Raw genomic sequence first — 26,151 nt, 5'->3', positions numbered from 1 at the left:
TGCCGCATCAGGCAACGTTCGCCCTGTCGTGGTGTGTCGTCCAGTTGCTGCGCCGGGAAGCGCCAGACGGCCACAATGATCACGTGGCTGAACGCGTGCGAGTTCGGGAAATTGACGACGACGAGGGCAGGCGCCTGCTGCGGATCATCCGCAGAGGCACTGGCTCGGTGGTGACCTGGCGGCGGGCTCAGATGGTGCTGTTATCCGCGCAGGGCATGCCGGTTGCGAAGATCGCCGAGGTGACGTTCACCAGCGACGACCGGGTCCGCGACGTGCTCCACAACTTCAACGCGGACGGCTTCGACTCGCTTTACCCCAAGTACAAGGGCGGCCGGCCGAAGACCTTCACCCTCCCGGAACGCCGGGAGATCAAGAAGATCGCCAAGTCGAAGCCGGCCGAGCACGGCCTGCCGTTCTCGACCTGGAGTCTGGCCAAGCTGGCCGACTTCCTGGTCGCCGAGGGGGTGGTCGACGACATCAGCCACGAGGGCCTTCGCATCCTGCTCCGCGAGGAGGGCGTCTCGTTTCAACGCGTGAAGACCTGGAAGACCTCCCGCGACCCCGACTACGCGGCCAAGAAGGCCCGCGTCGAACACCTCTACGCGATCGCCGACGGTGAGGTCATACCCGAGGAAGGCGAGCCCGAAGTCATCTTCTGCATGGATGAGTTCGGGCCGCTCAACCTCCAGCCGCACCCCGGCCGGCAATGGGCCGAACGCGGCGGCAGACACAAGGACCCCGACCGCGATCCTCGGCCCCGCCGCCGGGCGACCTACACCCGCCCGCACGGCATCCGCCACCTGTTCGCCGCCTACGACCTGGCCAAGGACCAGCTTTACGGGCACATCAAGAAGACCAAGAACAGGTCGAAGTTCCTGGAGTTCTGCCGCTACCTGCGCTCGCTGCACCCGGCGAACGTGCGCATTGCGATCGTCTGCGACAACTACTCACCGCACCTGACGACGAAGCGGTGCCAGCGGGTCGGGACGTGGGCAGCGGCGAACAACGTGGAGATCGCCTACACCCCGACCAACAGCTCCTGGCTCAACCGGATCGAGGCTCAGTTCACCGCCCTGCGCTACTTCGCTCTCGACGGCACCGACCATGCCAACCACAAGGAGCAAGGGAGCATGATCCGCCGCTACATCATCTGGCGGAACAAGCACGCCGCCGACGAACGCCTCCGTGAGGTCGTGAACAGGGCGAACGTTGCCTGATGCGGCACTAGGAGACGCGCTCCGGCGCCCTCCGGCAGGCACGTCACGAAGGCCCGGGAGCGTCAAGCGACCGATGCCGATGTCCGGCCCCTGCTCCTCAGGTGCCCGACATCGGCATCGAGATGTAGGCCCCAGGTCGGCGGTCAACCTCCCGACGAACGTCTGCTCGGGTCAGGCGGCGCTCAGTAGGCACCGACATAGACGGGGGCCGACTCTCTGCTTTCGTCGTCGACGCTCACCACGTAGAAGAGTCCGCTGGCCTCCGGGATCCGCACCTCCCCGTTGCGGGGGTAAGAGGTGGCAAGGAGGGACCATGCGTACGGGTCGGGGTACTGGGCGTAGACACGGTAGCTCTGGCCCATGTCACCGGAGTGTCCGTCCCACGAGATGAGGACCCCGTTCCCGTCGTGCCGAGCCCTCAGCGCGCTGGGCTTCGGTGCGGTGCCCGGCGCGGGCCGCGTGGCGTTCACTGCTGCGGACACGCCGGAACGCTGCCCCGATGTGTCGACCGCCTCGACGGTGTAGGTGACGGCCACGTCCTGCGGGGCCCGCGGGTCGGTGTAGGCGGTGCCGCGCACTTCGTCCGGCCCGTCCAGGTCCTGCCCGCCTGCGGGTGCCGCCCACACCTCGTAGTGGTCCACGTGGTCCGACGAGGCAAGCCAGCGCACGGTGTTGCCTGCCGTTGTGCCTCGCGCGGTAAGGTCCGCCGGGACGCTGGGCGGCGACGTGTCCGGCGTCTCGATGTACCAGTCGTAGCTGCCCTCCGATTCGTTGCCCGCCTGGTCAACGGCGCGTACGGCGTAGGCGTAGACGTCGCCGGTGGGCGGGAGGGGATCGGTCGTGAAGGTCGCCGTCAGGGGTGTGGCGCCGCTGACGAGCGTCCATTCCTCGCTCTCGGCCAGACGCCGGTAGAGCCGGTACCCGGCGAGGTCCGGTTCGGTGTTCGGATCCCAGCTGACCGTTGTGCTCTGAGCGGCGGGGTCGTACGACGCCTGGAGGCCGGTCGGCGCGGCGGGCGCGGAATCGTCGGCTTGTGCTGCCCGCTGGCCATCATCGCTGTGAAGGTGTGGCATAGCGGACGCGGCGGTTGTGGCGGGGCCAAGGAGGAGGGCGATGCCGAGGGCGACCATGACGGTGGCGCGGACGGATCTTCGTAAGGTCATGCCGTATATGACAACTGGGAATCCGGCACGGTTGTACTGCCCGTCCGCCAGGCCAGCCAGGGCTGACACGGCCCTACCCGACCTCCTCGCCCACCACGGACACGGCATGCGTCGTCGGTACGGCCGAGGAGAACCGGACCCAGCCGCCATCGCGGGATGACACGTCCGGTCATGAAGCCCAGCAGGCCGAGGTGCGGGCGGTGTCTGCGGTTCCTGCGCAGGCACCTTCTGCGTCCACGCCCACCGACGCGATGGTCGAGTAGGCGGGTGCGGAGTGAGCACGGCGAACCGGACCGCCCAGGACCGCGCTGATTTCACGGCCTTCGTCAAGAGCGAGAAGGTCGAGGCGGACCTGGGCAAGACCTTGAAGAAGCGGGGCGTGAAGCCTCAGGACGTCGGGGACATCACCCAGTACGCCCTGATGAGGCTGTGGGAGCGGTGGGACACCACGCCGGAGAACGACCGGTTGCGTCTGGCACGCCATGCGGCGCGTCACCGGTGGATCGACATCCTGCGTTCCAAGTACCACCACAACCCGGTGGTCGATCTCATGGACACGTGGCTGACGGAGACCGTGGATCCGGCCTCCGATCCGGCCACCCTGGCCACGCAGAGGCAGCTTGTCAGGTCCTTGGCCAACTCCCTTCCAGCGACCCAACGGACCGTGTTCGTGTACACGATGGATGGGATGCCTCCCCGGGAGATCGCCAAGGAGCTGGAGCTGACGGAGGCCACCGTGCGATCCCACCTGCGTCACGGCCGGAGCCGGCTTCGGACGCTGCTCGTGGCTGACAACTCGGCCTGAAGCTGTCCACAGCAGCGACGGCTTGATGCCCGTGGCCCCCTCGGAGTCGTTCGAGGGGGCCACGGGCATCAGACGCTTCAGGACGCGAGCGCGCCAGGTCAGGAACGAAAGCGTGAGATCCATGTGCCGCCGGCCTTCTGCTCGGGCACGGCCTGGTCGTCCTCGTGGTGCCCGTGCTCGCTGTGCTGGGCTTGGCGTTCGGCGGTGATCGCTCGCTGCTTGCAGTCGTCGCACAGGTGCCGGTGGGTCTCCCGTGGGGCGTCCCACCCGGCGGGCTCGATGGCCTTCCACCGTGCGTCGGTGAACCGGGTGCCGCAGCCGGCGCATACGGGACGGCGGGCCTCCCGCTCGGCCCGCTTCTGTTCGGCCGCGCGGCGCAGCTGCTCCTTGTACTCCCGTTCGCGGGCTTCGTATTCGGCTTGCTGGCGGGCGTCGTGCGCTTCGCGGCGCGGGTTGCCGATCGCCTCGAGGAGGGTTTGGTTGTGCGGTCGGCCGAAGCGGCGGAAGATCGGCCCGGCCGGGCCGTGCTCTTGGAGCTGCTTCAGGCCGGTGACCACGATGGGGAGCTTGCCGTCGTACATGTGGAAGCCGCCGTCGTACGCGGTGCCCTTCCAGTGCCGCTCGGTCAGTTCGGCCAGCTGCGCGGTGACGGTGTTGGGGTTGCGCGGGCCGATCCGGTTGAAGACGAGCAGCAGTGGCGGGTGCGGCTGGTCGCCGTGGCGTCCGTCGGGCACCCACCATCGGGTGCGCCACATCGGCCGCTCATGGCCGTCGACGTCCTTCACCTTGCGCTGGCAGAACCGCATGTACTTGTCGATCTTCGCGGCGAGTACCTGTGCGGACTCGTAGCAGTTGTCGATCTCCACGAACAGCAGCGGCACCCCGTCCTCGGGCGCGGTGATGACGATGTCCGCCTGGGCGCCGCCCTTGCCGGGGTTGGACCAGGTGCCCGTCGCGGGCAGTGCCACCTCGGTCGCGTAGGAGGCGATGGTGCCCAACCCGTCCGGCGCGTCGACGGCGGCCTGCGCAGCGGCGCGGACGTCGGCCGGCTCACCAGCGAGCTGGGACAGGTCCGGCTTTGGGCGCAGCAGGGCGAGCACGGCGTCGTTGACCACCATGGGGTGGGAGGCGCCGGTGCGGCCCGCGCCCCGGGCCGGGTTGCCCATCTCCCCCACCGGCCGCCCCAGCTCGCGAGCCGCGGCCTTCAGGCCCATGGGCGTCAGGTTACGCAGTCTGTCCCCGCCCGGGAGCTGCCCACCGTTCTCCGCCAGGCCGTGCTTGCGCAGATCGGAGAGCGCCCCGAGGTGCGAGGCGGTACGGGCCTGCTTCCGCTTCGAGGGCGCCGGCTTGTCGGTGTGCCGGTAGCTCAGGTGCGGAGCTGAGATCTGCTGGATCTGTTCGACCGTCGCGACCTTCAGCACCCCGAGCACGCGCAGCACGTCGCCGCGCAGGTTGTTCGACGACCCCGCCGGGTTCTCCTCCCGCTTCCCCGCCATCAGCTCCGCTCCCTCCCCGTCGCCTGTCGCGCGCGGCCACCTGCCGAGCGCCGGCCGCGCCCGGCCGCAGAGGGCATCCGGCCCCCGGACCCGATGATCTCCTCCTCCACGGACATCACACAGAAGTTCAGGAGGAGAGAAGAGGGTCGTGACAACGCGGCGCGCGGCCGTATCTGCGCGGTGACCTGCGACTTTTCCGTCCTGCTCGGTAGCGGGCACCAAAGTGGGTTCCACAGTGGCGTCCCAAGTACGCACCACAGGAGGCCAGGGCGGCGTGCCCGGTGCCGGTCGGGCACGTGGTCGGGGCGGGCGCGCCGGGCGCCTGCCGGAGGTCGGTGCGTGGTCATCGGGGTGGCTCCTTCGCTTCAGGCCGCCCTGGTGAGCGGGGACTTGAGGGAGCAGCGTGCAGGGGACCCCCTTGTCCGCGGTCTGACCGTGGCTGGTAGCGGCCGTGGCCAAGGAGAAACGCGGTCGTGGTCGGGCGGTAGCAGAGGTGGACAAGGGGTGATGGTCGGGCTCGTGGTCGGGACCGACCACGCCGGACAAGGGGGCCCGGTTTGACCCTTGCGGCCCTGATTCGTCGGTTTCGGCTCGGGAGGGAGAGTTCTCTGGTCTCTGTCCACAGGCTGGCGGGCCGACCCTGCTGGGACGTCGCCGTGATCGGCACGGCGCCCGTACGTCAGGAGCTGCCAATGCCCCGATCGTTCCCTCGCTGCCCACGCACCTGGTCCAGCTGGGCTTCGACTACGTCCTGGCCGTGGAAACCTGCGAGGACGCCACAGCGGCGCGGCTCGCGCCCGAGGTGGAGCAGCTGCCGGGGCTCCTGCCGGCCATCGCGGAACTGGTCGCTTCCCCGTGACCGCACTGTCCGACGACACCGAGCCCTGCGCCGACTCCTTCGTCCTGGACGAGGTCGGCGTCCTCTACCTGATGGCGATCAGGGAGTGGGCCACACACGCCCCCGCGGCTGCCGCGCCGGGGATCGCCCGCACTATCGCGCACTTCGTCGGCCAGGTCCTCTCCGACGCCCCGGTGAGCGTCGTCCCGTCTCTGCGGGCGCTGCGCGACGAACAGGTGGAGCGGGCCCGCGCGGTGGTGGAGAACGTGGTGGCTCTGCACCGCTGACCGCACCACCGCACCGGGTGGGAGCGCACCGGTGCGGAGGAGCGCACCAACCCGGTGCGCACTGGTGCGGTGGTGCGCCCATCCAGTGCGCACCACCGTCCATCCGGTGCGCTCCACTCGGTGGGCGGTGCGCGCACCGGTGCGGCCGGCGCGCGGGAGTGGCGCGCACCGGGTGGACGCGGTGCGGTGGAGTGGGCCCGGGTGGAGGCTGTGCGTTTCTCCTTGACCTGAGCTGAGGTCAAGGAGAAACGCACCGGGTGAAGACACGGCCCCGACCCCGTCGATGTCGTCCACTCCACCCGGTGGGCTCCACTCGGTGGGCTCCACTCGGTGGAGTGGAGGCCGGGCCCGGTGGCGTCCACTCCCGGGCGGTGGACTCCACTCGGTGGAGTGGACGCGGGGCATCGTCGGTGCGCACCACCGCATCGAGCGCGCGCCATCGGGTCCACTCAGTGGCCGGCCTCCCGGCCTCGGTGCGGTCCGGGTTGCTGTGGGCGGTGCGCCTGCTGGTCGTCCTCGCGCACCGGGTGCGGCGTCCCGGCGTCGTCGCGGCGCGCGTAGCGGCCCATCGTCGTATGGGCCCGGTCGGCCGCTGCGGTGAACGCGTCCTGGAGGTGGCGCAGGCGTTCGGCGGTGACATCGAGGGCTTCCACGTCCGTGCGGGATTCCCGCAGGGCCCGCAGCGCCGTCAGGTCCAGCGCCTCGCGGCGGCCGGGCTTCTGCTCCTGATCGTCGTGTTCGGGGTCGGCCGGCTCGGGCGCGAGCAGCTGCTCAGGCATCGCCGCCTGCTGGTGGGCGACGACGTCGTACGCCCGGCCCCGCACAGCGGTCGCGGTGGTGGTGGTGCGCAGCTTCTCCCGCACCACCGCGCCGGCGAGGACAGCTCGCTCGTACTGCGGCGGGATGCGGGGGATCTCCCACTCCCCCGCGTCCTGGCCCGGGGGCCGGGGCGCAGCCGGCTCGCCTCATCATCGCCTCGATTCGACTCTGGCTGCGCCCATGATCTGGGACAGACCTGGCGTACTCGAGGCCGGCACCAGTACCGGAGCAGCCGCATCTCCCCTCAATGCTGCTCTGGACATGCTTGCTCAACCGGTATGGGTCACCACGGCATCGATGAGCTCGGGCCAGAGTTCACGCGGGCGATCGTGGCCCATGTCGGGGACCAGCAGGAGTTCGGCGCCGGGAACCAGCTCCGCGGTGCGTTTCCCGCCGCTGGGGTCGATCAGCGTGTCGTCCAGGCCGTGGATCACCAGCGTCGGCACCCGCAGCTCACGCAGTGCATCCGCACGTGAACCGCTGAGGATCATCGCGCCGAGCTGCCGCCCGATCCCCTCGGGGTAGTAGGCGCGGTCGTAGCTCGCGGCGGCCAACTCACGCAGCACCGAGGCGTCGCCGTATCGCTTGGAGGCCCACACCAGTTCCCGCTCCGCCGCCGCAACGTATCCCTCGCGGTCCGCGGGCTTGGGACTGAACAGCACCGCCTGGGCCTCCGGGCTGGACTGGCCGTATTCGCTCTCGCCGGTCGAGGACATCATCGATGTCAAGGTCAGCACCCGCTCCGGGCAGGAGAGGGCCATCACCTGGGCGATCATCCCTCCCATCGAGGCACCGACCACGTGGGCGCGTTCGATACCGAGCGCGGTGAGCAGGCCGAGGCCGTCACCCGCCATGTCGAGAAGCCGATAGGGAACCATGGCGAGGGCGGCGGGAATGTCTCCCGAGCTGACGGCGGCGATGAACATGCCCATGTCCACAGGATGATCGTCGAACTTGGCGGACAGCCCGCAGTCCCGGTTGTCGTAGCGGATCACGTAACGGCCGCGGTCTGCCAGTGCTCGGCAAAAGTCCTCGTGCCAGGCGAGCATCTGCGCGCCGAAACCCATCACCAGCAGGACTGGCGGGTCTCCAGGGTCGCCGAAACTCTCGTACGCGATAGACACCTCAGGGGACACGTCAACGATCGACATGCACGGAGACTGTCATAGTCATCCACGGAGCGCACCCAGAATATCGTCCGGTGACCTGCACATACTTTCCTGGCTTCTGCCCATGATCCGTCGGACAGGCCCTAGTCAACGAGACACCGGTTCCCTCGAACGAGCGAGCTCTCCGCGTGAGGTGGCCGCACCGTACATGCGCGGCCCACCTCAAAGTCATGCCGGGATCTTTCCTTCGAGGATCGCTGTGATGTCGTTGTGGAAGGTCTCCACCCATTCGCCGTGTCCGTCGCGCAGGGGGTGGCGAACTGTCGGAATGCCACGGCGGCACAGGTCTCGCAAATCGAGTGCAGCGACGTCGTCTCCGTACTGCAGCCAGTGGTCCACGACGGGCCATGTCTTGAGAACTGACTCTCCCAACTCGCTGTCCAGGCGGTCGTCACTGGGACTCAGCGTCCAAGCCAAGGGGCGGAAGTAGACCTCGGGACTGCTGCGTGATCGGGTGACAGCGGGGGTTTATGCAGCCAGAGCTGCGGGTGGGGTCATGATGGTCTCGTATTCGACGGGGGTCAATCGGCCCAGACGTCGTTGTCGCCGGCGCCGATGGTAGGTCCGTTCGATCCAGGTGACGATCGCGATCCGCAACTCCTGGCGGGTAGCCCAGACGCGGCGGTCGAGGACGTTCTTCTGCAGCAGTGCGAAGAAGCTCTCCATTGCGGCGTTGTCGCCGGCGGCCCCGACCCGGCCCATGGAGCCGACCAGGCCGTGCCGGGTGAGGACGGCGGCGACCTTGCGGGAGCGGAATTGGGCGAGTTCAATTGGTTGTTGCAACACCGGGCTGTTGCAGCGAGCGTAGCTGCTCTTCGAAGACCTCGGCCGGCGTCCGCCAACCGAGGCTCTTGCGGGGCCGGTTGTTGATCGCCATGGCGACGGCTTCGAGGTCTGCGGACGACCACCGGGAGAGATCGGTGTCCTTCGGGAAGTACTGACGCAGCAGCCCGTTCGTGTTCTCGTTCGTCGGTCGTTGCCAGGGCGAGTGGGGATCGGCGAAGAACACCTTCGTCCCGGTATCGAGGGCGAACTGGGCATGGCCGGAGAGTTCCTTCCCGCGGTCCCAGGTGAGGGTCTTGCGTAGCTGCTCGGGCAGCTGCGTCATCGAGGCGGTGAGCGCTGTGTTCATCGCGATCGCGCCATAGCCCCCGAGCGAAGGGCCGTCACGGGCGGAATCTCACCCCAGCCCTCGAGCCGAGGCAGGTGCACCAGGAGCGTGGAGCGGCTGCTGCGCTCGACGAGCGTGCCGATCGCGGAGCGGCCCGTCCCGATGATCAAATCGCCTTCCCAGTGTCCGGGGACCGCGCGGTCTGCGGCCTCGGCGGGGCGTTCGCTGAGGATGACGTCCGCGGTGACATGCCCCTGGGGTTTGTTCTGGGACCGTGCACGGGGAGTCCGCAGCGCCCGGCCGGTGCGCAGGCACGTGACCAGTTCCCGCTTGAGCGCGCCACGGCCCTCGATGAACAGCGCCTGGTAGATCGCTTCGTGGCTGATGCGCATCGACTCATCATCGGGAGAGTCGGCATGGAGACGGTGCGAGATCTGCTCCGGGCTCCATGCCGTCGCCCATCGTCTGTCCTGTCGGTGCGGCTTGTTCAGCCCCTTCCATGCGGGCGTCCTGGGTCCGGGGACGATCGTGTTGTCGGGGCGGCGGACGCTGCCGGCGAGCCGGTCCTGCACGTACTCACGCAACCTGTCGTTGCCTGTGAGCTTCGCGGTCTTCGGGCGCTTGGCGGCCTGCTGTGCTTTCCACTGGGCGACCGTCGCGCGGTACTCCTGCTTGCCGCTGCGCGTGGCGGCGTTGCGGCGCAGTTCGCGAGAGATCGTCCCGGGGTCACGCCCCAGGGCGCGGGCGATCTCGCGCACGCCCTTGTTCATCGCCCTGAGGATCGCGATCTCCTCGCGCTCCTCGAACGCGAGGTACCGGCCCGTGGGCTCGGTCAACGAGATCGGAGGCATGCCGCCAGCGTGACGAAACCACCTCGCACCCACCGGCCACGACACGCCGACCGCCAACGACGCCTCCACCGTCGTGACCCCTGTGGCGATCAGCCGCCAGAACTGGCGCTGCACGACTCGAGACGGATCAGGCCGCCCCGGCGAACGCATCGCCGGCCGCAACGCACGATCAGCACGCCACTGCCGACGCCGACCCTCCGGAACATCGCTGGTCTTCAAACTCCAGTCCGCCGTGGCCACGTCGCACACCTCCGAGATCAAAGTGTTGCGACGACCAGTTGAATTCACCTTGCGATCCGCGGTCGGAGTGCACGACGCATCCCGCAGCGGGGCCGCGGCGGGCGACGGCGGACTCCAGCGCTGCCACCGCGAGGCGGGACTTCATCCGGGCGTCGATGGAATAGCCCACGATGCGGCCGGAGTACACATCCTTGATCGCGCACAGATACAGCTTGCCCTCGCCGGTCGCGTGCTCGGTGATGTCCGTGAGCCACAACCGGTTCGGCCCGTCCGCGGTGAAGTGCCGCCGCACCAGGTCATCGTGGACCGGTGGCCCGGCTTTGGCATTCTTCCCGCGGCCCTTGCGTTTACCGAAGGCACTCCACCAGCCGTTGTCCCGGCAGATCCGCCAGGCAGTCCGCTCGGCCATCGCCTCACCGGCAGCGCGGGCCTCGTCGGCAAGGAAGCGGTGCCCGAACTCGGGATCGTCGCGGTGCGCGTCGAACAGGGCGTTGGCCCGGTATGCCTCGGCCGTCTCGGCATCGGTGACCGGCCTGGTCAGCCACCGGTAGTAGGGCTGGCGGGCCAGCCCGAGCACCCGGCACGTCACCGCCACCGGCACCCGGTAAGGGGCATCGGCGGCGGCCAGCTCACGGACGAGCGGGTACATCATTTTGCCGGCAGGTTCGCCTGCGACAGGAACGCCGCAGCCCTCCTGAGCACCTCGTTCTCCTGCTCCAGCAACCGGATCCGCTTGCGGGCCTCGCGCAGCTCGGCCGACTCACACGACGTCGTTGCGGGCCTGGCGCCCTCATCGGTCTCGGCGCGGCGCAGCCACTTCGACAACGTGATCGGGTGGACCCCGAAGTCGGCGGCGATCTGTTCCAGCGTGACGCCGGGCTCGCGGTTGCGCGCGACCCGCACGACGTCCTCGCGGAACTCCTTCGGATACGGCTTGGGCACTGCAACATCCTTCCAGGCCGCTTCTCAGCAAGCCAGGTCAGGTGTCACCCAACCCTGCAGCAGTCCCCTCGACCCGGATCATCCGGTAGTCAGCAGAACATTGCTTCGCAGGACCCTCCCCAAGAACGTCACCCTCGTCGGCCTGCGGCAGGACCGCATGCTCAACGAGGCGTTTGGCACTGGTGATCCCCTCAAGCTGATGCGGCTTTTCGGGATCACCGCGCAGACTGCCATGCGCTATGTCAGCGCCGCCTGCCCGGAGCGCACCGCGAAACTGCCCAGGTAGTGGGCCTGCTCCGAGCCCGATGCCAGCTGAAAGCCCGTGGCGGTGTAGCAGTGGGTCCGGCATCATCCCCATGTGATTGGGATGCAACCCGTTCTGGAGATCTCCGCAGCCGACGACTTCGCGCTCTGGCCTGTTCGCGAGCACGAGTCATATGGCTACCTCGTGCTGAATGGGGAGCTCACTCCGGCGGAGGTCGGCACGGCGGCTATGCAGATCGCCGACTGCAACGACTTCGAGCCGGAGGAGGAGCACGGGCCGTGCCCGACCGACCCGCTCGGCGCCTTCCTGCACGGCTTGCTCACCATGCCTGACTTGTTCGCCGCCGACGGCTTCCGGGTGACCGACAACGCCACCGACATCGTCTTTTCGAGCCGGGCTGCTGCAACGGCTTGGAGACCTGGCGCGACTGGCTGGAGGTGCTCAACGGCACCGGCTGCGCCTACTTCGGCCACGATCCGTTCTCGACGGCTGAACGTCTTGGCGACATCGTCCGGCTGACGCTCGACGCCCACGAGACGGACAGCAGCCCGGTGATCGAGCTGTCGGTAGACCAGATAGGCACGCTCGTCACCGGCGCCCAGCAGGATTTGCAGGACTTCCTCAGCCTTGCCGAAACCTGGGCTGAACAAGACCTGCCGGCACACGCTGCCGCCGTCACTGCCGCCCTGGCACGGGCACTGGACCTGGTGCCTACATCATGACCAGCTTCGTGACCCACCGAGCTCGCGTGCACGACGCCCGGCTCCCTCTCCACCGGCGGCACAGCGCGTTGCGCACTTGCCTCACCGTTTTTGCTCCCTACGGCTTGCGGGCGACATACCACCACCTCACGCTCAGCGCGGCGATCCCCCGTCGGTTGGAGGCGGACCCGGACGCGCTGGCGCGGGCGGTGGAGGAACTGCACGAGGCGCGGGTGCTGTGGCTCGTGCGGGCAGACGAGTACGCAGCGCAGCGCCGGGCTGAGAAGCAGGCTGGGCGGCGGGCTGTACCGAACCCTTGGCCGTGGTGGCTGCAGAGTTGGTGGGAAAGCCCCGACCGGGCCTGGTTCGAAGACCCGTTTCGCCACCCGTCGCTGCGTCTGTCCGAGTACGTCCGGCGGCAGAACGCGATTTTGGACGGTGCTGATCCGCTCGGCTGCCCGGCTTGTGGGGATGAGGGACCACGAGTGCTGAGCTCGACCGGGCACGGTTGGGTCGAGCTGTGCCGTGGGTGCGCGCGGGCGCTGGCGCCATGTCCGTGCGGGCAGCGGCACCGGTTCGTGCCGGAGACCCCGTTCCACTGGAACGAAATCTGGCGACGGGCGCACATGAGCGATGACGGCACGCCGAACCCACATTGGCCTGCGGGCTAGCCGGTTGGATGCGGCACGGGGGGCTTGAGTGTGGCTGATCAGCTGGGTGGTGCGCTCTTCAGATCGTTGCCCGCCGCGCAGGTGATCGTTGCCCGGCGCTCCTCGTAGCGAAGAGATATCACGGACACTGCTGGGAGGTCGCCAGCTGGTCACCACACGTCGACGGACCAGACGTCGCCCCTCTGATGTCCGTCTGGATCTGGGTCGCCTGACCCGTACGGGTCAGGGTCAGCGACGACGTGGATGCGGGCGGCGGACGCGGATACGCGAAAGCAGTCCATGTCACTCGACGTGTTGTGCTTGTCGAGTTCGATCGTGTGGCCCAGGGCCAGGATGGCGGTCTGCAGTTCCTTGAAGGGGACTCTGGGTGCAAATTCCCCGTACGCCCGCGAGAGCGGGGACGGCACGGTGCTCGGGGACTGGTCGTACAGCAGTCGTTGGATCTTCACGCCGAAGCCGGAGCACGACATCTGCCCTTGCCGCCCTGGCTGGTCCGGCGAGAAGTTGATTTCCACGAGCCCGTAGTCCCGCCGCAGTAGGCCACCACCGGGAACATCGAGGCATGTCGCCCCCAGGGCGGCTTCCCAGGCTTCCGGGTCGGCACCGAGGCCAACTCCCAGGACCTCACCGCAAACGGCGAGGTGAGCGTAGAAGTCCAAAGCGGACACCCGCCAACTCCCTCAACTATCCGGACAGGGCACCCCTTGCTGATCTCCGCACAGGACAGGCGGACCAGCGCCCAGTATTCGGTGATCGTACAGAGCAGCCTGTCAGGGCAGTCCCCAGGTGAGTTCGTCGCCGTCGTCGAAGCCGAAGTCCCAGGCGGGATGCGTCTTTCAGATCAGCTGTGGTCTTCCCGATCCTCCTGGCAGAACCGGGCCTCGCTCACCATTTCCCGTCAGCTAGCCCGGAACCCGCGCGTGGGACCGCCGCAGCCATCAGCTGGCATGCAGGTTCCGGCTTACCAACGTTCAGGATTCCGGGAACCCGCGCGCTTCCGACCAGGACCACTTCAAGGACGTCAACGACACTCTGAGCCACGCGGCCGGGGACACGGTGCTGCGGGCGACTGCCGACCGGCTCACCGCCTGGGCGGGCCCGGGTGCGGCCGTCGGTCGGCTCGGTGGAGACGAGTTCGCCATCGTGCTGCGCTTGCCCCACGGCCGCCGCGAGGTCCGCCTCGCGCAACTGGTGCGGATGCTGCGCGTCCCGGTGCTCCTGGACGACGGCCAGGCCGTGGACGTCGCTGCCTCGGTCGGCGCTGCGGCCTTGGACGTGATCGGCACCCGTGACCTGTCCGTGGCGCAGCGCGCCGCGGACGCCGCTCTCTACGACGGCAAGCACTCCGGCCGCCCGGCCCTCGCCACCACGGAGCACGCCAAGGTGCCGTCCATTAACGGCCGGCGCGCGGGCCGCCCGGGCACCGCTGTGTGGGGCGAGCCGCATGAGCGTCGCCACCCTGCCCCAGGGCGACTGGATCCGCGGCATCACGATCCGCCAGCCCTTCGCGACCTGCATCCTCGCCGGAAAGAGTCCGGAGAACAGGCCCGTGCCCTGGATTATGGGCAGCTCAGCAGTGATTCGTGGGGTCTGATCTGCTCTTTTGTGTGGTGGACATGTCCGTGACGGATTCCGCCCCACGGAATCTGGCTCTGATGTTGCCGCCGCGCAGCCGGGCCCCAGACGAAGGCACGGCCTGCGAGGGATGACACCCCGCCCGACTTGGCCTCGGACGCGCTCGCCGCCGTGGTGGCTTTCTCGTCGTGCTCGCGCAGCATCCGCATGGCGGTGGCGGGCGAGGGGTGCTGGCCCTTCTTCGTGCCGGTGGTGAGGGCCATGGCCAGCATGTCCTCGTCGGTGACGCGCCAGCGCCGCTGATGGTCTTGCCGCGCTTGCGGGCGGACTCATGGTCTTCGAGGGTGCGGTCGCGGATGTACGCGCTCCATGCCGGACATGGCCGCCATGTGCGGTCACTGACCAGTCTTCACACTCGGGCGGTGAGTGAAGGCGCCTCGGTATGCGGCCGGGGTCATGCCGATCTGGCGGCTCAGGTGCTGGCGGAGCGACTCGCCAGAGCCAAGGCCGCTGCGACGGGCCACGTGGTCGACGGTGAGATCGGTGGTCTCCAGAAGTTCGCGGGCCCGGAGCAGTCGCTGCTGGAGCAGCCATTGGAAGGGGGTCACACCAGTCTCGGTTGTGAAGCGGCGGGTCAGGGTCCGCACACTGACCTTGGCCTGACCGGCCAGGTCGTTTAGGGAGATCGGCTGGTCCAAATGCTGCAGTGCCCAGATGCGGGCGGCGTCTAGTGAGGAGTCGGTCTTGGCCGGTAGTGGGGTCTGTACGAACTGCGCCTGCCCGCCGTGGCGCACCGGGGTGACGACGGCGGCGCGGGCCGCCGTGTTGGCCACGGCCGCGCCGTAGTCAGAGCTGATCAGGTGCAGGCACAGGTCGATCCCGGCGGCCGAGCCGGCACCGGTGACGATCGGTCCGTCCTCGGCGAACAGCCGGTCGGCGTCCACGCGCACCGAAGGGAAGGCGCGCTGCAGTTCTTCGGCCAGGGCCCAGTGGGTGGTGGCAGCGCGGCCGTCGAGGAGCCCGGCCTGTGCGAGGACGAAGGCGCCGCTGCAGATCGAGGCAACGCGCTTGCCCGCGGCGGCCGCCTCCCGCAGGGCGTCCAGTGCGGCTGGCTCGGCGTCGTGCCGGCTGGCGGTTGAGGGGACGATCACTGTGTCCGCCTCCGCGACCGCCTGAAGGCCGTGCCGGATCACCACCTCGATGCCACCGGAGGCGGCGACTGTACCGGGCATGGCGGTGCACACCGTCACCTCGTAGCCGGGGTGTCCCTTGAGTTCGGCGGCGCCGAGCAGCGTCGACGGCATGGACAGGTCGAAGGGCTTGACCGCGGGGACGGCCAGCACGGCGACACGATGCATGGCTAGATCCTTGGATCTCGTGGCTTTCAGGCCACTGACCCTACCCTGCGGCCGCACGGCACAGTTGGCCAAGCGGTCGGGGCCCCGCGAACCACGTTTCCCTCTTCAGGGAAGCGTTCCATTTTTGACGGATAACGGAGACAACGTCATGGCTGAATCAGTCGTCATCGGGGCAGGCGCGACAGGGGTCGCGACCGCCAGGCAACTGGCCGACAGCGGCAAGCGGGTCCGCCTCATTACCCGCAGCGGCAGCGGCCCTGACCACCCCGGCATCGAACGGATCGCCCTGGACGCGGGCCGGACTGACGAACTGGCCGAGGCACTGGCCGGAGCGACCACGGTCTTCAACGCCGCCATGACCGCCTACCAGACTTGGCCAGAGACCATGCCACCGTTGTTCGCTTCGATCCTCGCCGCGACCGAGCGGGCCGGGGCCGACTACGTGATGCTCGGTAACCACTACGGCTATCAGCAGACCACCGGGCCAGTCACCGAGCGCACCCCGATGGTCCCGAACACCCGAAAGGGCCGAGTGAGGGCCGAGCTGTGGCGGCAGGCCAAGGATGCCCACGACGAAGGGCGGCTGCGGGCCACCGAAGTGCGAGCTGGCCAGTACCTGGGCCCAGGCGCAGTCTCAGCGTTCACGCTGCTGGTCGCGCCTCGGGTCCGCGAAGGTGAACTGGCTCTCGTCCATGGCAACCCCGATACGGCGCATTCGTTTTCGTACACCGAGGACGTCGCAGCGGCACTGGTGGCGGTCAGCGGCGACGAGCGGACCTGGGGGCGGGCCTGGCACGCCCCGGTCATCACCACAACCCTGCGCCAGGCCGCGACCGGCCTCGCCGAACTCCACGGAACGCCCGAACCGCGGTTGGAGCCGCTCACCGAACGGGACCTGACACTGCTGGCTTTCACCGATCCACTGTGGCGGGAGTTCGCCGAGATGGGTTACATGTCCGAGCGTCCGTTCATCGTGGACGACAGCGATATCCGCGACACCTTCGGACTCAAGCCTTCGACCCTCAGCGAAGCGCTGAAGGCCTGACGCCGCGGTGGGCGGGCCGGGGCTTCCGGCCCGCCTCCACTTGGACGTGAGGTGCGCGACGTGCCCGACGATCGCCGCACGGTCCCGCGCTGCGCAGGAGCGTGTCAGACCGAGGTCCGCGACGCGCCCACGTTCATCCGAGGTCGGTGAGGTCCTGGAAGTTCTTCTCGCTTCTCCGTCCGCGAGCAATCGGTGGCATCCGCCGGGCTGCGGGGGCGGGATACGGCGGCGACCGGTCCCAGGTCGAGGCAGTGAAACCGCTCAGGAATTCGGCGTTCTTCAGCACGTCCAGGAGGTCAGGACGCCCTAGCGGCGTGCGACCTCCTCCTTACAGGTCATCTCATTTGGCGTGTTCGATAACCTGCCGGTGTGGGGATCGTCGAGCGGCTGGTGCCGGATGAGCTGTGGGAGTTGTTCCAGCGGGTGGTGCCGGAGGCGCCGACCCGTCCGCAAGGTGGAGGCCGACGTCGGCACGGTGACCGCGAAGTGCTGGCCGCGATCGTGTTCGTGGCGACGTCGGGCTGCACGTGGCAGCAGGTGCCGTCCGCATCGTTCGGACCGTCGGGAGCCACGGCTCACCGGCGATTCACGGAATGGTCGAAGGCCAGGGTGTGGGCGAAGCTGCACCGCCTGGTCCTCGACGAGCTCGGTTCCCGCGGTGAGTTGGACTGGACGCGGTGCGCGATCGACTCCGTGAACATACGGGCCTTGAAAAGGGGGAGCTGACAGGCCCGAATCCTGTAGACCGGGGCAAGTACGGCTCGAAGATCCATTTGGTCACTGAGCGGACCGGTCTGCCCATCTCCGTCGGCATCTCGGGTGCCAACGTCCATGACAGCCAGGCTCTGATCCCGCTGTTGCAGGGAATCCCGCCGATCCGCTCCCGCCGCGGCCGACGGCGACGCAGGCCCGAAAAGCTCCACGCAGACAAGGGCTACGACTACGGCCACCTGCGGCGATGGTTACGCGGCCGTGGCATCACGCCCCGCATCGCACGCAAGGGCACAGACTCCAGCCAGCGGCTGGGCCGACACCGCCGGACCATCGAACGCACCATGGCCTGGCTTGCCGGATGCCGACGCCTGCATCGCCGCTACAAACGCAAAGCCAGCCACTTTCTGGCCTTCACCAGCATCGCCTGCACCCTCATCTGCTACCGCAGACTCACCAATTGAGATGACCTGTAAAGCAGTACGCGGCGTCCGAAACATTGTCGAAGGCGGAGAGCGATGCGCAACGCGCTCACGCGCGGGGCCGGATCTATCTGGGGAAGGTCACCTTCTCGGATGCGGTGGTCACCAAGACCGAGTTGGACAGCCCGACGCCGAGGGTGACGCTGTCCAGTTGCTTAGACGTCTCCCAGTGGCAGCCTGTCATCGCCGACACTCGCAAGCCCGTGAAGCTGCCCACGAACCGGCTCACCAAGTACCAGGTGCTGACCACGCTGGAGAAGTGGCCGCAGGGCTGGCGGGTCGTCCGTGACGAGCCGCAGGGCAAGAAGTGCTGACCCGGACCAGGACGGCGGCCGCGGCCATCGTCGCCCTGGCGGCCGTGTTCGGTTCGGCGCCCACCGCCTTCGCCGACGGGCCAGGCGGCGGTGTGGTCTGTGGCGACTACATCTGCGAAGTGGAAGCCGACGCCCCTGGCCAGACGGGCAGCGGCACCGGCGGCAGTGCGGGAAACGCACCCCAGGGCGGTGGTGGGAGCAGCACGGACAGCAATCCGTGGACATGCACCTACGAACTGCTCTCACCCCAGCCCCCGGCAGCTTCCCTGGACTGGGAAGGGCACCCGCCCGGCGACGGCGCCGTCTACCAGCAGACCTGCCACTACCTCCACAGCCCCAACTCCATCGAGCGGAACCAGTGGCTCGCCGACCCGCCGCCTGCGGCCACCGCCGTAGACCCGGCCGTTCTGGCGCAGCGGGCCGTCGACACCATGAAGCTCGCCGGACCCGACATCGCCAGCCCGAGGGCCGCCGGGAAGTATCTGGTCGGGATGCCGATGTGGATGTGGGTCAACCAGAGCGCTACGACGTTCGGGCCCAATACCGCGAGCGCCTCGGCAGGCGGCGTGAGCGTCAGGGCGACCGCCAAGGTCTCGAAGATCGTGTGGCAGATGGGTGACGGTGGGGTCGTGGCCTGTGCCGGACCCGGCACGCCCTACACAGTGGCGGCAGGCAACACCAACTCTCCGACGTGCGGACACACCTACACGCATACCTCCGCCGGCCAGACCGGAGGCCGCTACCGGGTCACGGCGACATCCACGTGGACCATCGACTGGCGGATCACGGCCGGCGCCGCCGGGCAGGCCGGACAGCTCACCCAGACCCGCCGGTCCCAGGTCGCCATCCCTGTCGCAGAACTCCAAGTCCTCAACTGACACCGACAACTGCGGCGCTTGCGACACCACAGCTGGCCTGCCGGTCGCCGCGTCGATCGCATGAATCAGTCGTGGCCGATATCTATCGCCGTGGCTGGTATCTGATGCATGGTGTGCCCACAGGCACACCTCCGCTATTCCAGGCGGAGGACACCCTGGCCGGGCCCTGTCGTCCCGTGTACGACAGGGCCCGCCGCGCCTCCCGGCTCCCCACGGGAGGCCACGCGGCTGCCCGAGCGCTCCATCCGGCTCCTCCCCGGCACCACCCGCTCGGCCCGTACCGCCAGCCACACCCGATCACGCCTTCACCTGCGAATCACAGACACGGCAGCGCCCCCACGCCTACGAAACAGCGGCAGAACCCGCCCCACACACGCAGATCAGCGAGCGGGCCGAGATCGTGGAACGTCTCATCTGCCAGCCCGCCGACCCCAGCGAGCGAAACGGGACTCCCAGCACGCCTGCCTCTGGTCAGCTCAAGCGGCTCACCGCGATGCCGTCCAACTGATGCCCCTGCCCAACCAACGCCCGACCCCAAGGGGCTCAGCTCGAACATTCACCGCTTACACCCCCGACGGTACGGGCGTGGGCATAAGTTCAGCACGCGTCAGCTTTTCTGCTCGCCGAGGGTCTCGCGCAGCCAGTTCAGCGATGTGGTCTGCACTACAGCGTCGGCGCGTCTCTGACCCGACTCCGTCACGATCCGAGCCGCGGCTGTTGTCGATCCACCGCTGGGCGTGGGCGTAGCCCTGGTCGCGGTATTCGATGCCCTGGATCAGGCACTCCGGTTTGTCGGCGTCGCGTGCGCAGACGGTTTCCGGTGACTCTTTCGCTTCGTACTCGACCAGTTTCACGACGACGTGGGCCGCGCCTTCGGGCATGCCGGCGATCTGGTCTGTGGTGATGTCGCGTGGGTCGGGCTCAGGTGGAGCGTAGCGAAGCACCCCCGCGTCATCGAGGAGGACCACCTGGTGCCCGACGCTTGAACTGGTCTGTGCGATGCCCGGAGGCGAAGCACCCCCGCGTCGGCGGGGAGGACTCGGTCCGGGTGATGCCGCTGTTCTCCAACTCCGAAGCACCCCCGCGACGGCGGGGAGGACGGGTACACCGTGAAGCACAGGGATCTGTTCTTCGAAGCACCCCCGCGTCGGCGGGGAGGACTGGCCCGGTGTGTGCTCGCCGGCCCCGGCCTCCGAAGCACCCCCGCGACGGCGGGGAGGACGACGCGCCAGGTCCGGCCGATGGCCGACTCGTCTTCGGCCTCTACGACGGCCACGGTGTCCTCGCGCGAGGCGACCGGCGCCGACAGCGGAGTAAGCAGTCGGTAGCGGGACGGGGTGTCGTCCACGTACGCCTGTCCGGCGAGGTGCAGGACGACGGAAGGACCTCCGGTCGGGAAGATCGCCCCCGGGCCCTCATAGATGGTGCTTGGCGGGCCGGGCTCGTACTGTCCCGTGTCCGGATTGAAGACCGGCTCGCCAGGCCGATAGATGCGGACCTTGTTGGTGAGAATCTTCTTCTCGACGATCGCGCTGACGGCCCCCCAGAGTCAGCCCTTCCGTGGGTGTACTCATACCAACGACCCTACTGGGCACGGTCAGCGAATCTGTTCGTCAATCCGTGACTTGCTCGGCGGATGTGCTGGAGTCGTTAGGCCGGGGCAGCCGAGATTCGATTTCAGCCACAAGACGTGACGCGGGACAGCCGTATGCCAAACAAACCTTTACTAATACGGTCGTCGTCGGTTCGGTCACGGCTCGTTCGATCCGCGAAAGCGTCGACCGGCTGACTCCTGTTCGCCGTTCCAAGTCGTACACCGACCAACCACGTTGTTTCCGGAGAAGGACGAGAGAGCGCGCCAAGTCCGTCTTGAAGCCATTGACGTAGCTCTCGTTCGATCTTCCAGACGCCGCTGCCTCATGCTTCTTCGGCGTTTCGGAGCAGCCGTTACGAGTCGACGATGATGGGTTGTCGGCCTTCGAGTCGGCCAGACCAGTACTGCTCATTGCTGCCTCGTGCAGCTTGGACGGCGATGCCGAGCCGTTGGGCGATGTTGCTGCGGTCACGGAGGCTGAGGGCTCCCTGAATGGTTACGGTGCGTGTCGTTGCGTCCCAGTCGAAGACTGGGAGCGTAGGCACGCCGAGCCACACGAGCTGGTTCCGGATGGCGTCTACATTGACCGGGGGCGGGGAGGCGGTGGCGCAGCGTTCGCGCTGACTGACCGGGCAGTGGTTGGCCGTACAGCTGGGGGTGGCATGGACATTGTGGTTGTCCGGGCGCCGCAGAACGTGAGCGAGGGCGCAGGAGTTGGTCTGATATATAGGGTGGTCGGGATATAGGAGCGGCAGGGTGTCCAGCAGTTGCCAGGTCTCGCGTGGCCATACGGCGTCGGCCGACTCCAGGGGCAGGTTTTCGTCGCTCAGTGCGGGCCAGAGGTCTGCCATCTGCTTCCTGGAGCCTCGCTTGACTTTGAGGCCGACAGCTACGGAACAGGTGGAATAGCGAGCGGCCCAGTCCAGGACATAGGTGATCGTCTCGGGGGCGGCGTTAGCGTGGATGAGCGGACGCCAGTAGTGGATAACGGGAATCCCGTGTTCGCTCAGACGCGGGAAGTTGGCACGGAGTGCTTCGTGGTCGATGCCGCGTTCGATGTCAGGGCCGAGCCCGGAGTAGCTGAGGTACACGATCACGGGGATGCCGTCCGCCCGCGCCGCGAGGATGGCATCTATGACGTCTTGGGTGACGGCGCACTTGGTGATCAGGCACACCGGGTTGCGTACGCCCCTGGCGACCAGTTCGCCGAGGAGGCCGACAAGGTGGGCGCGGTTGCGTGGGGTGGCGAGGGCATCGGTGCAGGTGTAGAGGGCAAGGACGGCTTGCCGGTAGTAGTAGGGGCTCGACAGGAGCAAGTCGACGGTCCGCTGGGGGGTGGCCAGTTGAGCTGGCCTGACGCGCGTTTGACCGCGGTCGAGGAGGTAACAGTAGTCGCAGACCTTGGGGCAGCCCTGATCCGGATTGATCGCGAGCCAGGTGTCGTGCTGGTCGATGACCGGCTCCCACACCCGCTGTGGAGGTAGGAGAGGTAAGGCATTTCGCACGGACGGGTCCTCTTCGGCCGGGGTGCCGCCCGTCCGGCTGTGGGCGGGCGGCACGGACATGTCAGGCGGGTTGGGTGGTGATGTTGGCGCCGACTGCGGTGAGCTTGGCGACAGGTTCCTCGTAGCCGCGTTCGAGGTAGCGGGTGCCACTGATGGTGCTTGTGCCGTCCGCGACGAGGGCGGCGAGGACATAGCCGAAGCCAGCGCGCAGGTCGGGAATGACAAGGTCTGCGGCTTTGAGCGGGGTCGGGCCGGTGATCTTGGCGGTGTGCTGGAAGTCGCGGTTGTGCCATCGGCAGGCGGCAGCTCCCAAGCACCGGGTGGTCAGCTCGATGCCGGCGCCCATGGAATCGCTGAGCTGCTGGGCATAGCCGAACCGGTCCTCATAGATCGTCTCGTGGACGACGGAAGTGCCGGTCGCCTGGGTGAGCAGGACCGTCATCGGCTGCTGCCAGTCAGTCATGAAGCCGGGGTGGACGCCGGTCTCGACGTCGGTGGCGGTCAGCGGCCGGGCCCGGAAGAACTCCAAGCCGTGCTCCGTCTCGTTGAACTCGCCGCCGACGTGGCGCAGTACGTTGAGAAAGGTGATCAGGTGATCCTGGCGTGCGCCACGCACCTCGATGCGGCCATCGGTAGCGACTGCTGCCGCGGCGAAGGAGGCAATCTCGATGCGGTCGGCGACGGTGTGGTGCTCGGCACCGCGGAGTTCGTCAACGCCCGAGACGGTGAGCGTACGGTCGGTGTCGATGGTGATCAGAGCCCCCATCTTCTGGAGCATCAGCACCAAGTCGACGATCTCGGGCTCGACGGCCGCGTTCGAGATGACGGTTGTGCCCTTGGCGAGGACGGCCGCCAGAAGCAGGTTCTCGGTAGCGCCGACCGAGGGAAACGGCAAGTGGACGTGTGCACCCGTGAGCCGGTCGGCAGACACCTTGACAGAGCCGGGCCGGTCCACGATGTCAGCACCCATCTGGGCGAGACCTCGGAGATGGAAGTCGATGGGCCGCTTGCCGATGGTGCAGCCACCGGGAAGTGGGACGACGGTTTCGCCGCGCCGGTGGAGCAGGGGTCCCATCATGAGGATCGGGATCCGGTTGACGCCGGAGTACATAGAGGACAGCGAGGTGCTGGTCACCTCTGGGGTGTGAACGCGGACGGTGTGCTCGCCGAGCCAGGACACATGGGTGCCCAGCTCGGTGAGCATGCCGAGGACGAGGTCCACCTCGAGGATGCGGGGCACGCCATGGAGCACGCAGGGTTCGCCGGTCAGCAGAGTGGCAACGAGTTCCTTGGTCACGGCGTTCTTCGCGCCAGAGGCTTCGACCGTGCCATGAAGCGGTACTCCGCCGGTGATGCGGTAGGTGTGCCGGTCGGCGGCCATGGGCTGCTCCTGCGAGGTCAAGATATGCATGCGGCGACGTTCCCTGTCCCAGTTTGCGGATACTTTGGGGCCGAATATCACTATGCCTCTAGATCAAATCCCGCCCCATGAGATACGACGATACTGGTGTGGTCACGGTTGCACCGCCACGCCCCGCCATTCGGGTCGGAACACCCGGTTGGGGTAGACAGCTCCGCCAGTGAGCTGGGGCTGCAACAGCGCGGTCCGCGCGGTCTCCTCCAGGCGCAGCATCAGGTCGACGGTCTCCTCCAGCTGTCGGCCGACGGTGAACGCACCGTGCCGGTAGAGGGTGAAGGCCAGGCCGTGACGTTGCAGTTCGTCGGCGCGAGGCGCGATGACCTTCTCCAGCTGCGGCCTGTACTCCAGAAGGCTGACGGCGGCGACGTCGGGCCGGTTCACCATGCCCTCCGGCAAGTCCAGCGGACTGGGGTTGGCGATGAAGTCGGCCTTCACGGCGCTGTCGTCCGCGAGGAGACAGGGGATGTCACCAAAGGTGTCGGCTCGGTTGGTCACGCTCGGTACAGCCAGGCCCAGGGACGCGTCGGCCCAAGGCGCCGCGCATGGCCCAGCGGCTGATCGACGACGTCTTCGACGCGCTCGACGGAGGTAGAGCCTCTGCAGCTCACTCCCAAGAGCCAGTGGTATGTCCGGACGTGGGTCTCCCCGGCCGCCTCGGTGGAGAGCCAGGGTGCGCCCGCCAGACGCAGGCGGTCATCCTGACCGACTCCGAAGCCATGCCGTCCTGGGATGACGTCGACGCGGCCCGGAGGTGCTGTGCGCTTCAGGGCAGCGCCGACTACGTGGCGAGCTACTCGCGGGCGGAGGCGGTAGGCCGTCGCTGGAGAGCCGACCCTGGTAGAGGACGTGAACGCGGCCTGGCGTCATACAGGACTTCCTCTAGCGCGGCAATAGCCAGGGACTAGGGCGAAGGGGCGCGGAGCTGGGCGTCGAGGTGCGTTCAGAGTCTGCCATCCCGCTCGGGCAAGAGCTGGGCCGGTGATCACCGCTGCCGAGCGGTGGCCACCGGCCCCCTGCCTTCGGGCGCGCCATCGCGCCCTTCATTCCCCGGATTGTTGGAGTCAGCAGCAATACAGGGGCAGCTACGCGACAGTCGCGAGCCATGCCCCCACTATGAGCGCACTCCGCGCTCTTTTGGGGGCGTCAAGCTGGTCAGAGCGTGAGCCAATGCCTTAAGCGTCGAGCAAGCCTGCAGGTCAGTGCACCTGGCGGGCACCGGCCCAACTGTGGGCGCTATATGAGCCGACCGGGAGGCCTGCTGCCGCGAGAGCCCGGTTGCTGGAACCCTTGGATGCCGGGAGCCAGATCGCTGTCGGGCAGATGCCCCGCGACCTTGCACCCATGGGAACTGGATGGTCGGTTTTTCGAGACGGTCTGCCAAGCCGTCTTGCGATCTCCCTGGTTCACGGAGTCAGCAGCACGGCGGCGGCTGCCCGGGCCGCCGCCCCGATATCAAAGGGGCTATTTCCATGCGCCACACCCACGAGGCCTCTGCCTCGTCCTGCACGGGACTGCCTGGTGGCCTGCCTCATGCTCTGGTCATCCTGGGCTTCCTGGCCGCGGCCGTCGTCCTCGCCCTCGTCGCCCACAAGCCCATCCGCGACATCGTCATCCTGCTGTCCGCCGCCGGCGGAATCAGCGTCACCGTGCTGATGGCCATGAGCCTGGGCCACCGCGGCGGACGCTGGTTGCAGCGCCTGTTGAAGGCGGCCCTGACCTCCGGCTCGGACAGCTGAGGGCAGTGTCATGGGACGTCGCGAAGTGCCAATCGACCCCTCCACCACCTTGCCTGAGCTGCGAGCCCTCGCCGAACGGCTCAGGTCCTGGCGGCACGCGGCCAACCTGACCTACAGCCAGTTGGCCGAGCGCACCCCGTGCTCATCGGCGAACCTCAAGCGGGCCGCCAGCGGCAAACACCTGCCCAGCTACTCGGTCGCCTCCTCCTACACAGCGGCCTGCAGGGCACAATGCAGTGCCGAGGACCAGGCTGCTTCACAATCCGTCCTCGCCGAGCTCCACGCCGCGGCCAAGCGGGCCGTTGAGGAGCAGCAGCGGGCGGCCCGCCGTTCAACGGTCGTACCGAAACCGCAGCTTGTCCACGACCTGGCAGACCTCAGCAGAGCGCTGCGCGAACAGTGGGCCTATGCGGGACGGCCCTCGATCCGGCAGATGGCGGCGCAGTCTAGGCGGCAGCTGTCGCGCAGCACCGCCAACAGGATCGCCAACGGGCACACCGTTCCCCGGGACATGCGGCAGTTCGTCGCCTTTCTGCAAGCTTGCCATCTCAGCAGCAGCGCTTTAGCGCCCTGGTTCAAGGCGTGGGTGAAGGTGCACGGTGCGCCAACACCCGATGAGTACCGCCTGGTGTGGCAGTGGCTAGACGCGAACCTCAAACAGTTCTATTTGGACGGCCTACGCGAGACGGTGCAGGCCAAGCAGTGGCGGGCTCTTCGTATCGAGACCAGCACGGAGGAGATGATCACCGAGAATCAGATGCGTATCAAGAAGGCGCAGCAGGACTGTGAAGCGCTCCTGGCGTGGCTGAAAAGACTCTCCCGCACATGGGCCAGGCCGTTTGTTGTTGATCCATGCGCGGGGAGCTTCGCTGGTGAGCTGGTGCCGGTGTTCTACGGCAAGCACTGGGTGGGCACCCCGCCGTGGTCTCCCGTCGTGCCCGTGGCGTAGCCGCATCTG

At 67.9% G+C, this 26,151-nt stretch carries 26 protein-coding genes and 4 pseudogenes; 14 read left to right on the top strand and 16 right to left on the bottom strand.

Annotated features, from left to right (window positions below; translation table 11 throughout):
* Positions 1 to 83: 83 nt before the first annotated feature.
* Positions 84 to 1,217 carry an IS630 family transposase gene (locus Sri02f_RS35345; RefSeq protein WP_109005398.1) on the top strand — a complete coding sequence of 378 codons (1,134 nt, stop codon included), beginning with the start codon at positions 84 to 86 and terminating at the stop codon, positions 1,215 to 1,217.
* Between the two features lie 182 nt (positions 1,218 to 1,399).
* Here Sri02f_RS35345 and Sri02f_RS35340 read toward each other — a convergent pair whose 3' ends face one another.
* A complete protein-coding gene (locus Sri02f_RS35340; protein WP_159106838.1) occupies positions 1,400 to 2,380 on the bottom strand; it encodes a fibronectin type III domain-containing protein in 981 nt (326 codons plus the stop codon).
* Between the two features lie 274 nt (positions 2,381 to 2,654).
* Between Sri02f_RS35340 and Sri02f_RS35335 the strand changes: the two genes are divergently transcribed.
* Positions 2,655 to 3,185: a sigma-70 family RNA polymerase sigma factor gene (locus Sri02f_RS35335; protein WP_109005396.1), complete on the top strand. Its 531-nt coding sequence runs from the start codon at positions 2,655 to 2,657 to the stop codon at positions 3,183 to 3,185.
* A gap of 98 nt (positions 3,186 to 3,283) precedes the next feature.
* Here Sri02f_RS35335 and Sri02f_RS35330 read toward each other — a convergent pair whose 3' ends face one another.
* Positions 3,284 to 4,681 carry a replication-relaxation family protein gene (locus Sri02f_RS35330; protein ID WP_174855775.1) on the bottom strand — a complete coding sequence of 466 codons (1,398 nt, stop codon included), beginning with the start codon at positions 4,679 to 4,681 and terminating at the stop codon, positions 3,284 to 3,286.
* A gap of 855 nt (positions 4,682 to 5,536) precedes the next feature.
* Between Sri02f_RS35330 and Sri02f_RS35320 the strand changes: the two genes are divergently transcribed.
* Positions 5,537 to 5,806 (top strand): hypothetical protein, encoded by a 270-nt coding sequence (locus Sri02f_RS35320; protein WP_109005394.1) that lies wholly within the window; start codon positions 5,537 to 5,539, stop codon positions 5,804 to 5,806.
* A gap of 449 nt (positions 5,807 to 6,255) precedes the next feature.
* Here the strand turns inward: Sri02f_RS35320 and Sri02f_RS35315 are convergent, their stop codons facing one another.
* The 6 genes and pseudogenes from Sri02f_RS35315 to Sri02f_RS43275 all read right to left on the bottom strand — a co-directional run.
* Entirely contained in the window at positions 6,256 to 6,672 is a 417-nt protein-coding gene (locus Sri02f_RS35315) for a hypothetical protein (protein ID WP_245970944.1), read from the bottom strand.
* 222 nt (positions 6,673 to 6,894) lie between these two features.
* Positions 6,895 to 7,776: an alpha/beta fold hydrolase gene (locus Sri02f_RS35310; protein WP_109005393.1), complete on the bottom strand. Its 882-nt coding sequence runs from the start codon at positions 7,774 to 7,776 to the stop codon at positions 6,895 to 6,897.
* A gap of 186 nt (positions 7,777 to 7,962) precedes the next feature.
* A complete protein-coding gene (locus Sri02f_RS41485) occupies positions 7,963 to 8,133 on the bottom strand; it encodes a hypothetical protein (RefSeq protein WP_159106837.1) in 171 nt (56 codons plus the stop codon).
* A gap of 129 nt (positions 8,134 to 8,262) precedes the next feature.
* A pseudogene (locus Sri02f_RS35305) lies at positions 8,263 to 8,556 on the bottom strand (integrase core domain-containing protein); the annotation flags it as partial.
* A 4-nt stretch (positions 8,557 to 8,560) separates the two neighbouring features.
* Positions 8,561 to 9,975 (bottom strand): annotated as a pseudogene (locus Sri02f_RS35300) (IS30 family transposase).
* Between the two features lie 70 nt (positions 9,976 to 10,045).
* A pseudogene (locus Sri02f_RS43275) lies at positions 10,046 to 10,938 on the bottom strand (IS3 family transposase); the annotation flags it as partial.
* On the opposite strand from Sri02f_RS43275, the gene Sri02f_RS41480 reads away from it, so the two are divergent.
* From Sri02f_RS41480 to Sri02f_RS35275, 3 genes are all read left to right on the top strand, one after another.
* Positions 10,931 to 11,224 carry a hypothetical protein gene (locus Sri02f_RS41480; RefSeq protein WP_159106836.1) on the top strand — a complete coding sequence of 98 codons (294 nt, stop codon included), beginning with the start codon at positions 10,931 to 10,933 and terminating at the stop codon, positions 11,222 to 11,224. The pseudogene Sri02f_RS43275 and the gene Sri02f_RS41480 sit on opposite strands and share 8 nt — an antisense overlap.
* A gap of 389 nt (positions 11,225 to 11,613) precedes the next feature.
* Positions 11,614 to 11,925, top strand: a complete 312-nt coding sequence (locus Sri02f_RS43270) for a hypothetical protein (protein WP_245970943.1) — start codon at positions 11,614 to 11,616, stop codon at positions 11,923 to 11,925.
* On the top strand, positions 11,922 to 12,575 hold the full coding sequence (locus Sri02f_RS35275) for a hypothetical protein (RefSeq protein WP_109005389.1): 654 nt from the start codon (positions 11,922 to 11,924) through the stop codon (positions 12,573 to 12,575). Before Sri02f_RS43270 ends, Sri02f_RS35275 begins: the two co-directional genes overlap by 4 nt.
* A 149-nt stretch (positions 12,576 to 12,724) precedes the next feature.
* Here the strand turns inward: Sri02f_RS35275 and Sri02f_RS35270 are convergent, their stop codons facing one another.
* Entirely contained in the window at positions 12,725 to 13,243 is a 519-nt protein-coding gene (locus tag Sri02f_RS35270) for a hypothetical protein (RefSeq protein WP_109005388.1), read from the bottom strand.
* 274 nt (positions 13,244 to 13,517) lie between these two features.
* Here Sri02f_RS35270 and Sri02f_RS43265 point away from each other — a divergent pair.
* Positions 13,518 to 13,928, top strand: a pseudogene (locus tag Sri02f_RS43265) (GGDEF domain-containing protein); the annotation flags it as partial.
* Positions 13,929 to 14,297: 369 nt separating this feature from the next.
* A complete protein-coding gene (locus tag Sri02f_RS41475; RefSeq protein ID WP_159106835.1) occupies positions 14,298 to 14,453 on the top strand; it encodes a hypothetical protein in 156 nt (51 codons plus the stop codon).
* A gap of 92 nt (positions 14,454 to 14,545) precedes the next feature.
* On the opposite strand, the gene Sri02f_RS35255 is transcribed toward Sri02f_RS41475, so the two are convergent.
* A complete protein-coding gene (locus Sri02f_RS35255; RefSeq protein ID WP_109005386.1) occupies positions 14,546 to 15,508 on the bottom strand; it encodes a GlxA family transcriptional regulator in 963 nt (320 codons plus the stop codon).
* 148 nt (positions 15,509 to 15,656) lie between these two features.
* Between Sri02f_RS35255 and Sri02f_RS35250 the strand changes: the two genes are divergently transcribed.
* From Sri02f_RS35250 to Sri02f_RS43260, 4 genes are all read left to right on the top strand, one after another.
* A complete protein-coding gene (locus Sri02f_RS35250; protein ID WP_109005385.1) occupies positions 15,657 to 16,553 on the top strand; it encodes an NAD-dependent epimerase/dehydratase family protein in 897 nt (298 codons plus the stop codon).
* A 375-nt stretch (positions 16,554 to 16,928) separates the two neighbouring features.
* Positions 16,929 to 17,728, top strand: a protein-coding gene (locus tag Sri02f_RS35245; protein ID WP_373865158.1) for an IS5 family transposase whose coding sequence is annotated in 2 segments (ribosomal slippage) — positions 16,929 to 17,264 and positions 17,267 to 17,728 — 798 coding nt in all. Because the reading frame shifts where the segments join, the coding sequence is not laid out codon by codon here.
* Positions 17,729 to 17,844: 116 nt separating this feature from the next.
* On the top strand, positions 17,845 to 18,060 hold the full coding sequence (locus tag Sri02f_RS35240; protein WP_174855774.1) for a hypothetical protein: 216 nt from the start codon (positions 17,845 to 17,847) through the stop codon (positions 18,058 to 18,060).
* On the top strand, positions 18,054 to 18,938 hold the full coding sequence (locus tag Sri02f_RS43260; protein WP_245970942.1) for an ATP/GTP-binding protein: 885 nt from the start codon (positions 18,054 to 18,056) through the stop codon (positions 18,936 to 18,938). Before Sri02f_RS35240 ends, Sri02f_RS43260 begins: the two co-directional genes overlap by 7 nt.
* A 563-nt stretch (positions 18,939 to 19,501) precedes the next feature.
* Here the strand turns inward: Sri02f_RS43260 and Sri02f_RS41470 are convergent.
* The 6 genes from Sri02f_RS41470 to Sri02f_RS35215 all read right to left on the bottom strand — a co-directional run bounded on the left by Sri02f_RS41470 (position 19,502) and on the right by Sri02f_RS35215 (position 23,952).
* Positions 19,502 to 19,906 carry a hypothetical protein gene (locus tag Sri02f_RS41470; protein ID WP_159106834.1) on the bottom strand — a complete coding sequence of 135 codons (405 nt, stop codon included), beginning with the start codon at positions 19,904 to 19,906 and terminating at the stop codon, positions 19,502 to 19,504.
* Positions 19,789 to 20,451: a DUF6093 family protein gene (locus Sri02f_RS44235; RefSeq protein WP_507772821.1), complete on the bottom strand. Its 663-nt coding sequence runs from the start codon at positions 20,449 to 20,451 to the stop codon at positions 19,789 to 19,791. Before Sri02f_RS44235 ends, Sri02f_RS41470 begins: the two co-directional genes overlap by 118 nt.
* Positions 20,452 to 20,551: 100 nt before the next feature.
* A complete protein-coding gene (locus tag Sri02f_RS35230; protein WP_109005383.1) occupies positions 20,552 to 20,944 on the bottom strand; it encodes a helix-turn-helix domain-containing protein in 393 nt (130 codons plus the stop codon).
* The gene (locus Sri02f_RS35225) at positions 20,886 to 22,097 is read right to left on the bottom strand and encodes a radical SAM family protein (protein WP_245970941.1); all 1,212 of its coding nucleotides are present in this window, start codon (positions 22,095 to 22,097) and stop codon (positions 20,886 to 20,888) included. The genes Sri02f_RS35230 and Sri02f_RS35225 overlap by 59 nt, the downstream gene beginning before the upstream one ends.
* A gap of 1 nt (position 22,098) precedes the next feature.
* Positions 22,099 to 23,418, bottom strand: coding sequence for a UDP-N-acetylglucosamine 1-carboxyvinyltransferase (murA, locus tag Sri02f_RS35220; protein ID WP_218029920.1), 1,320 nt, complete (start codon positions 23,416 to 23,418; stop codon positions 22,099 to 22,101).
* A gap of 132 nt (positions 23,419 to 23,550) precedes the next feature.
* Positions 23,551 to 23,952, bottom strand: a complete 402-nt coding sequence (locus Sri02f_RS35215) for a class II aldolase/adducin family protein (protein WP_109005381.1) — start codon at positions 23,950 to 23,952, stop codon at positions 23,551 to 23,553.
* A 974-nt stretch (positions 23,953 to 24,926) separates the two neighbouring features.
* Between Sri02f_RS35215 and Sri02f_RS35210 the strand changes: the two genes are divergently transcribed.
* Together Sri02f_RS35210 and Sri02f_RS35205 are read left to right on the top strand one after the other, a co-directional pair.
* Complete coding sequence (locus Sri02f_RS35210; protein ID WP_109005380.1) at positions 24,927 to 25,193, top strand: hypothetical protein; 267 nt, start codon at positions 24,927 to 24,929, stop codon at positions 25,191 to 25,193.
* 10 nt (positions 25,194 to 25,203) lie between these two features.
* Positions 25,204 to 26,142, top strand: coding sequence for a helix-turn-helix domain-containing protein (locus Sri02f_RS35205; RefSeq protein ID WP_109005379.1), 939 nt, complete (start codon positions 25,204 to 25,206; stop codon positions 26,140 to 26,142).
* The last annotated feature ends 9 nt before the right edge of the window (positions 26,143 to 26,151 follow it).

Origin of the sequence: Streptomyces rishiriensis, assembly GCF_003112535.1 — a bacterium.
Lineage (GTDB): Bacteria > Actinomycetota > Actinomycetes > Streptomycetales > Streptomycetaceae > Streptomyces > Streptomyces rishiriensis.
Note: the sequence above shows the minus strand (reverse complement) of the source record. Positions and strands in the feature narration are given on the sequence as shown.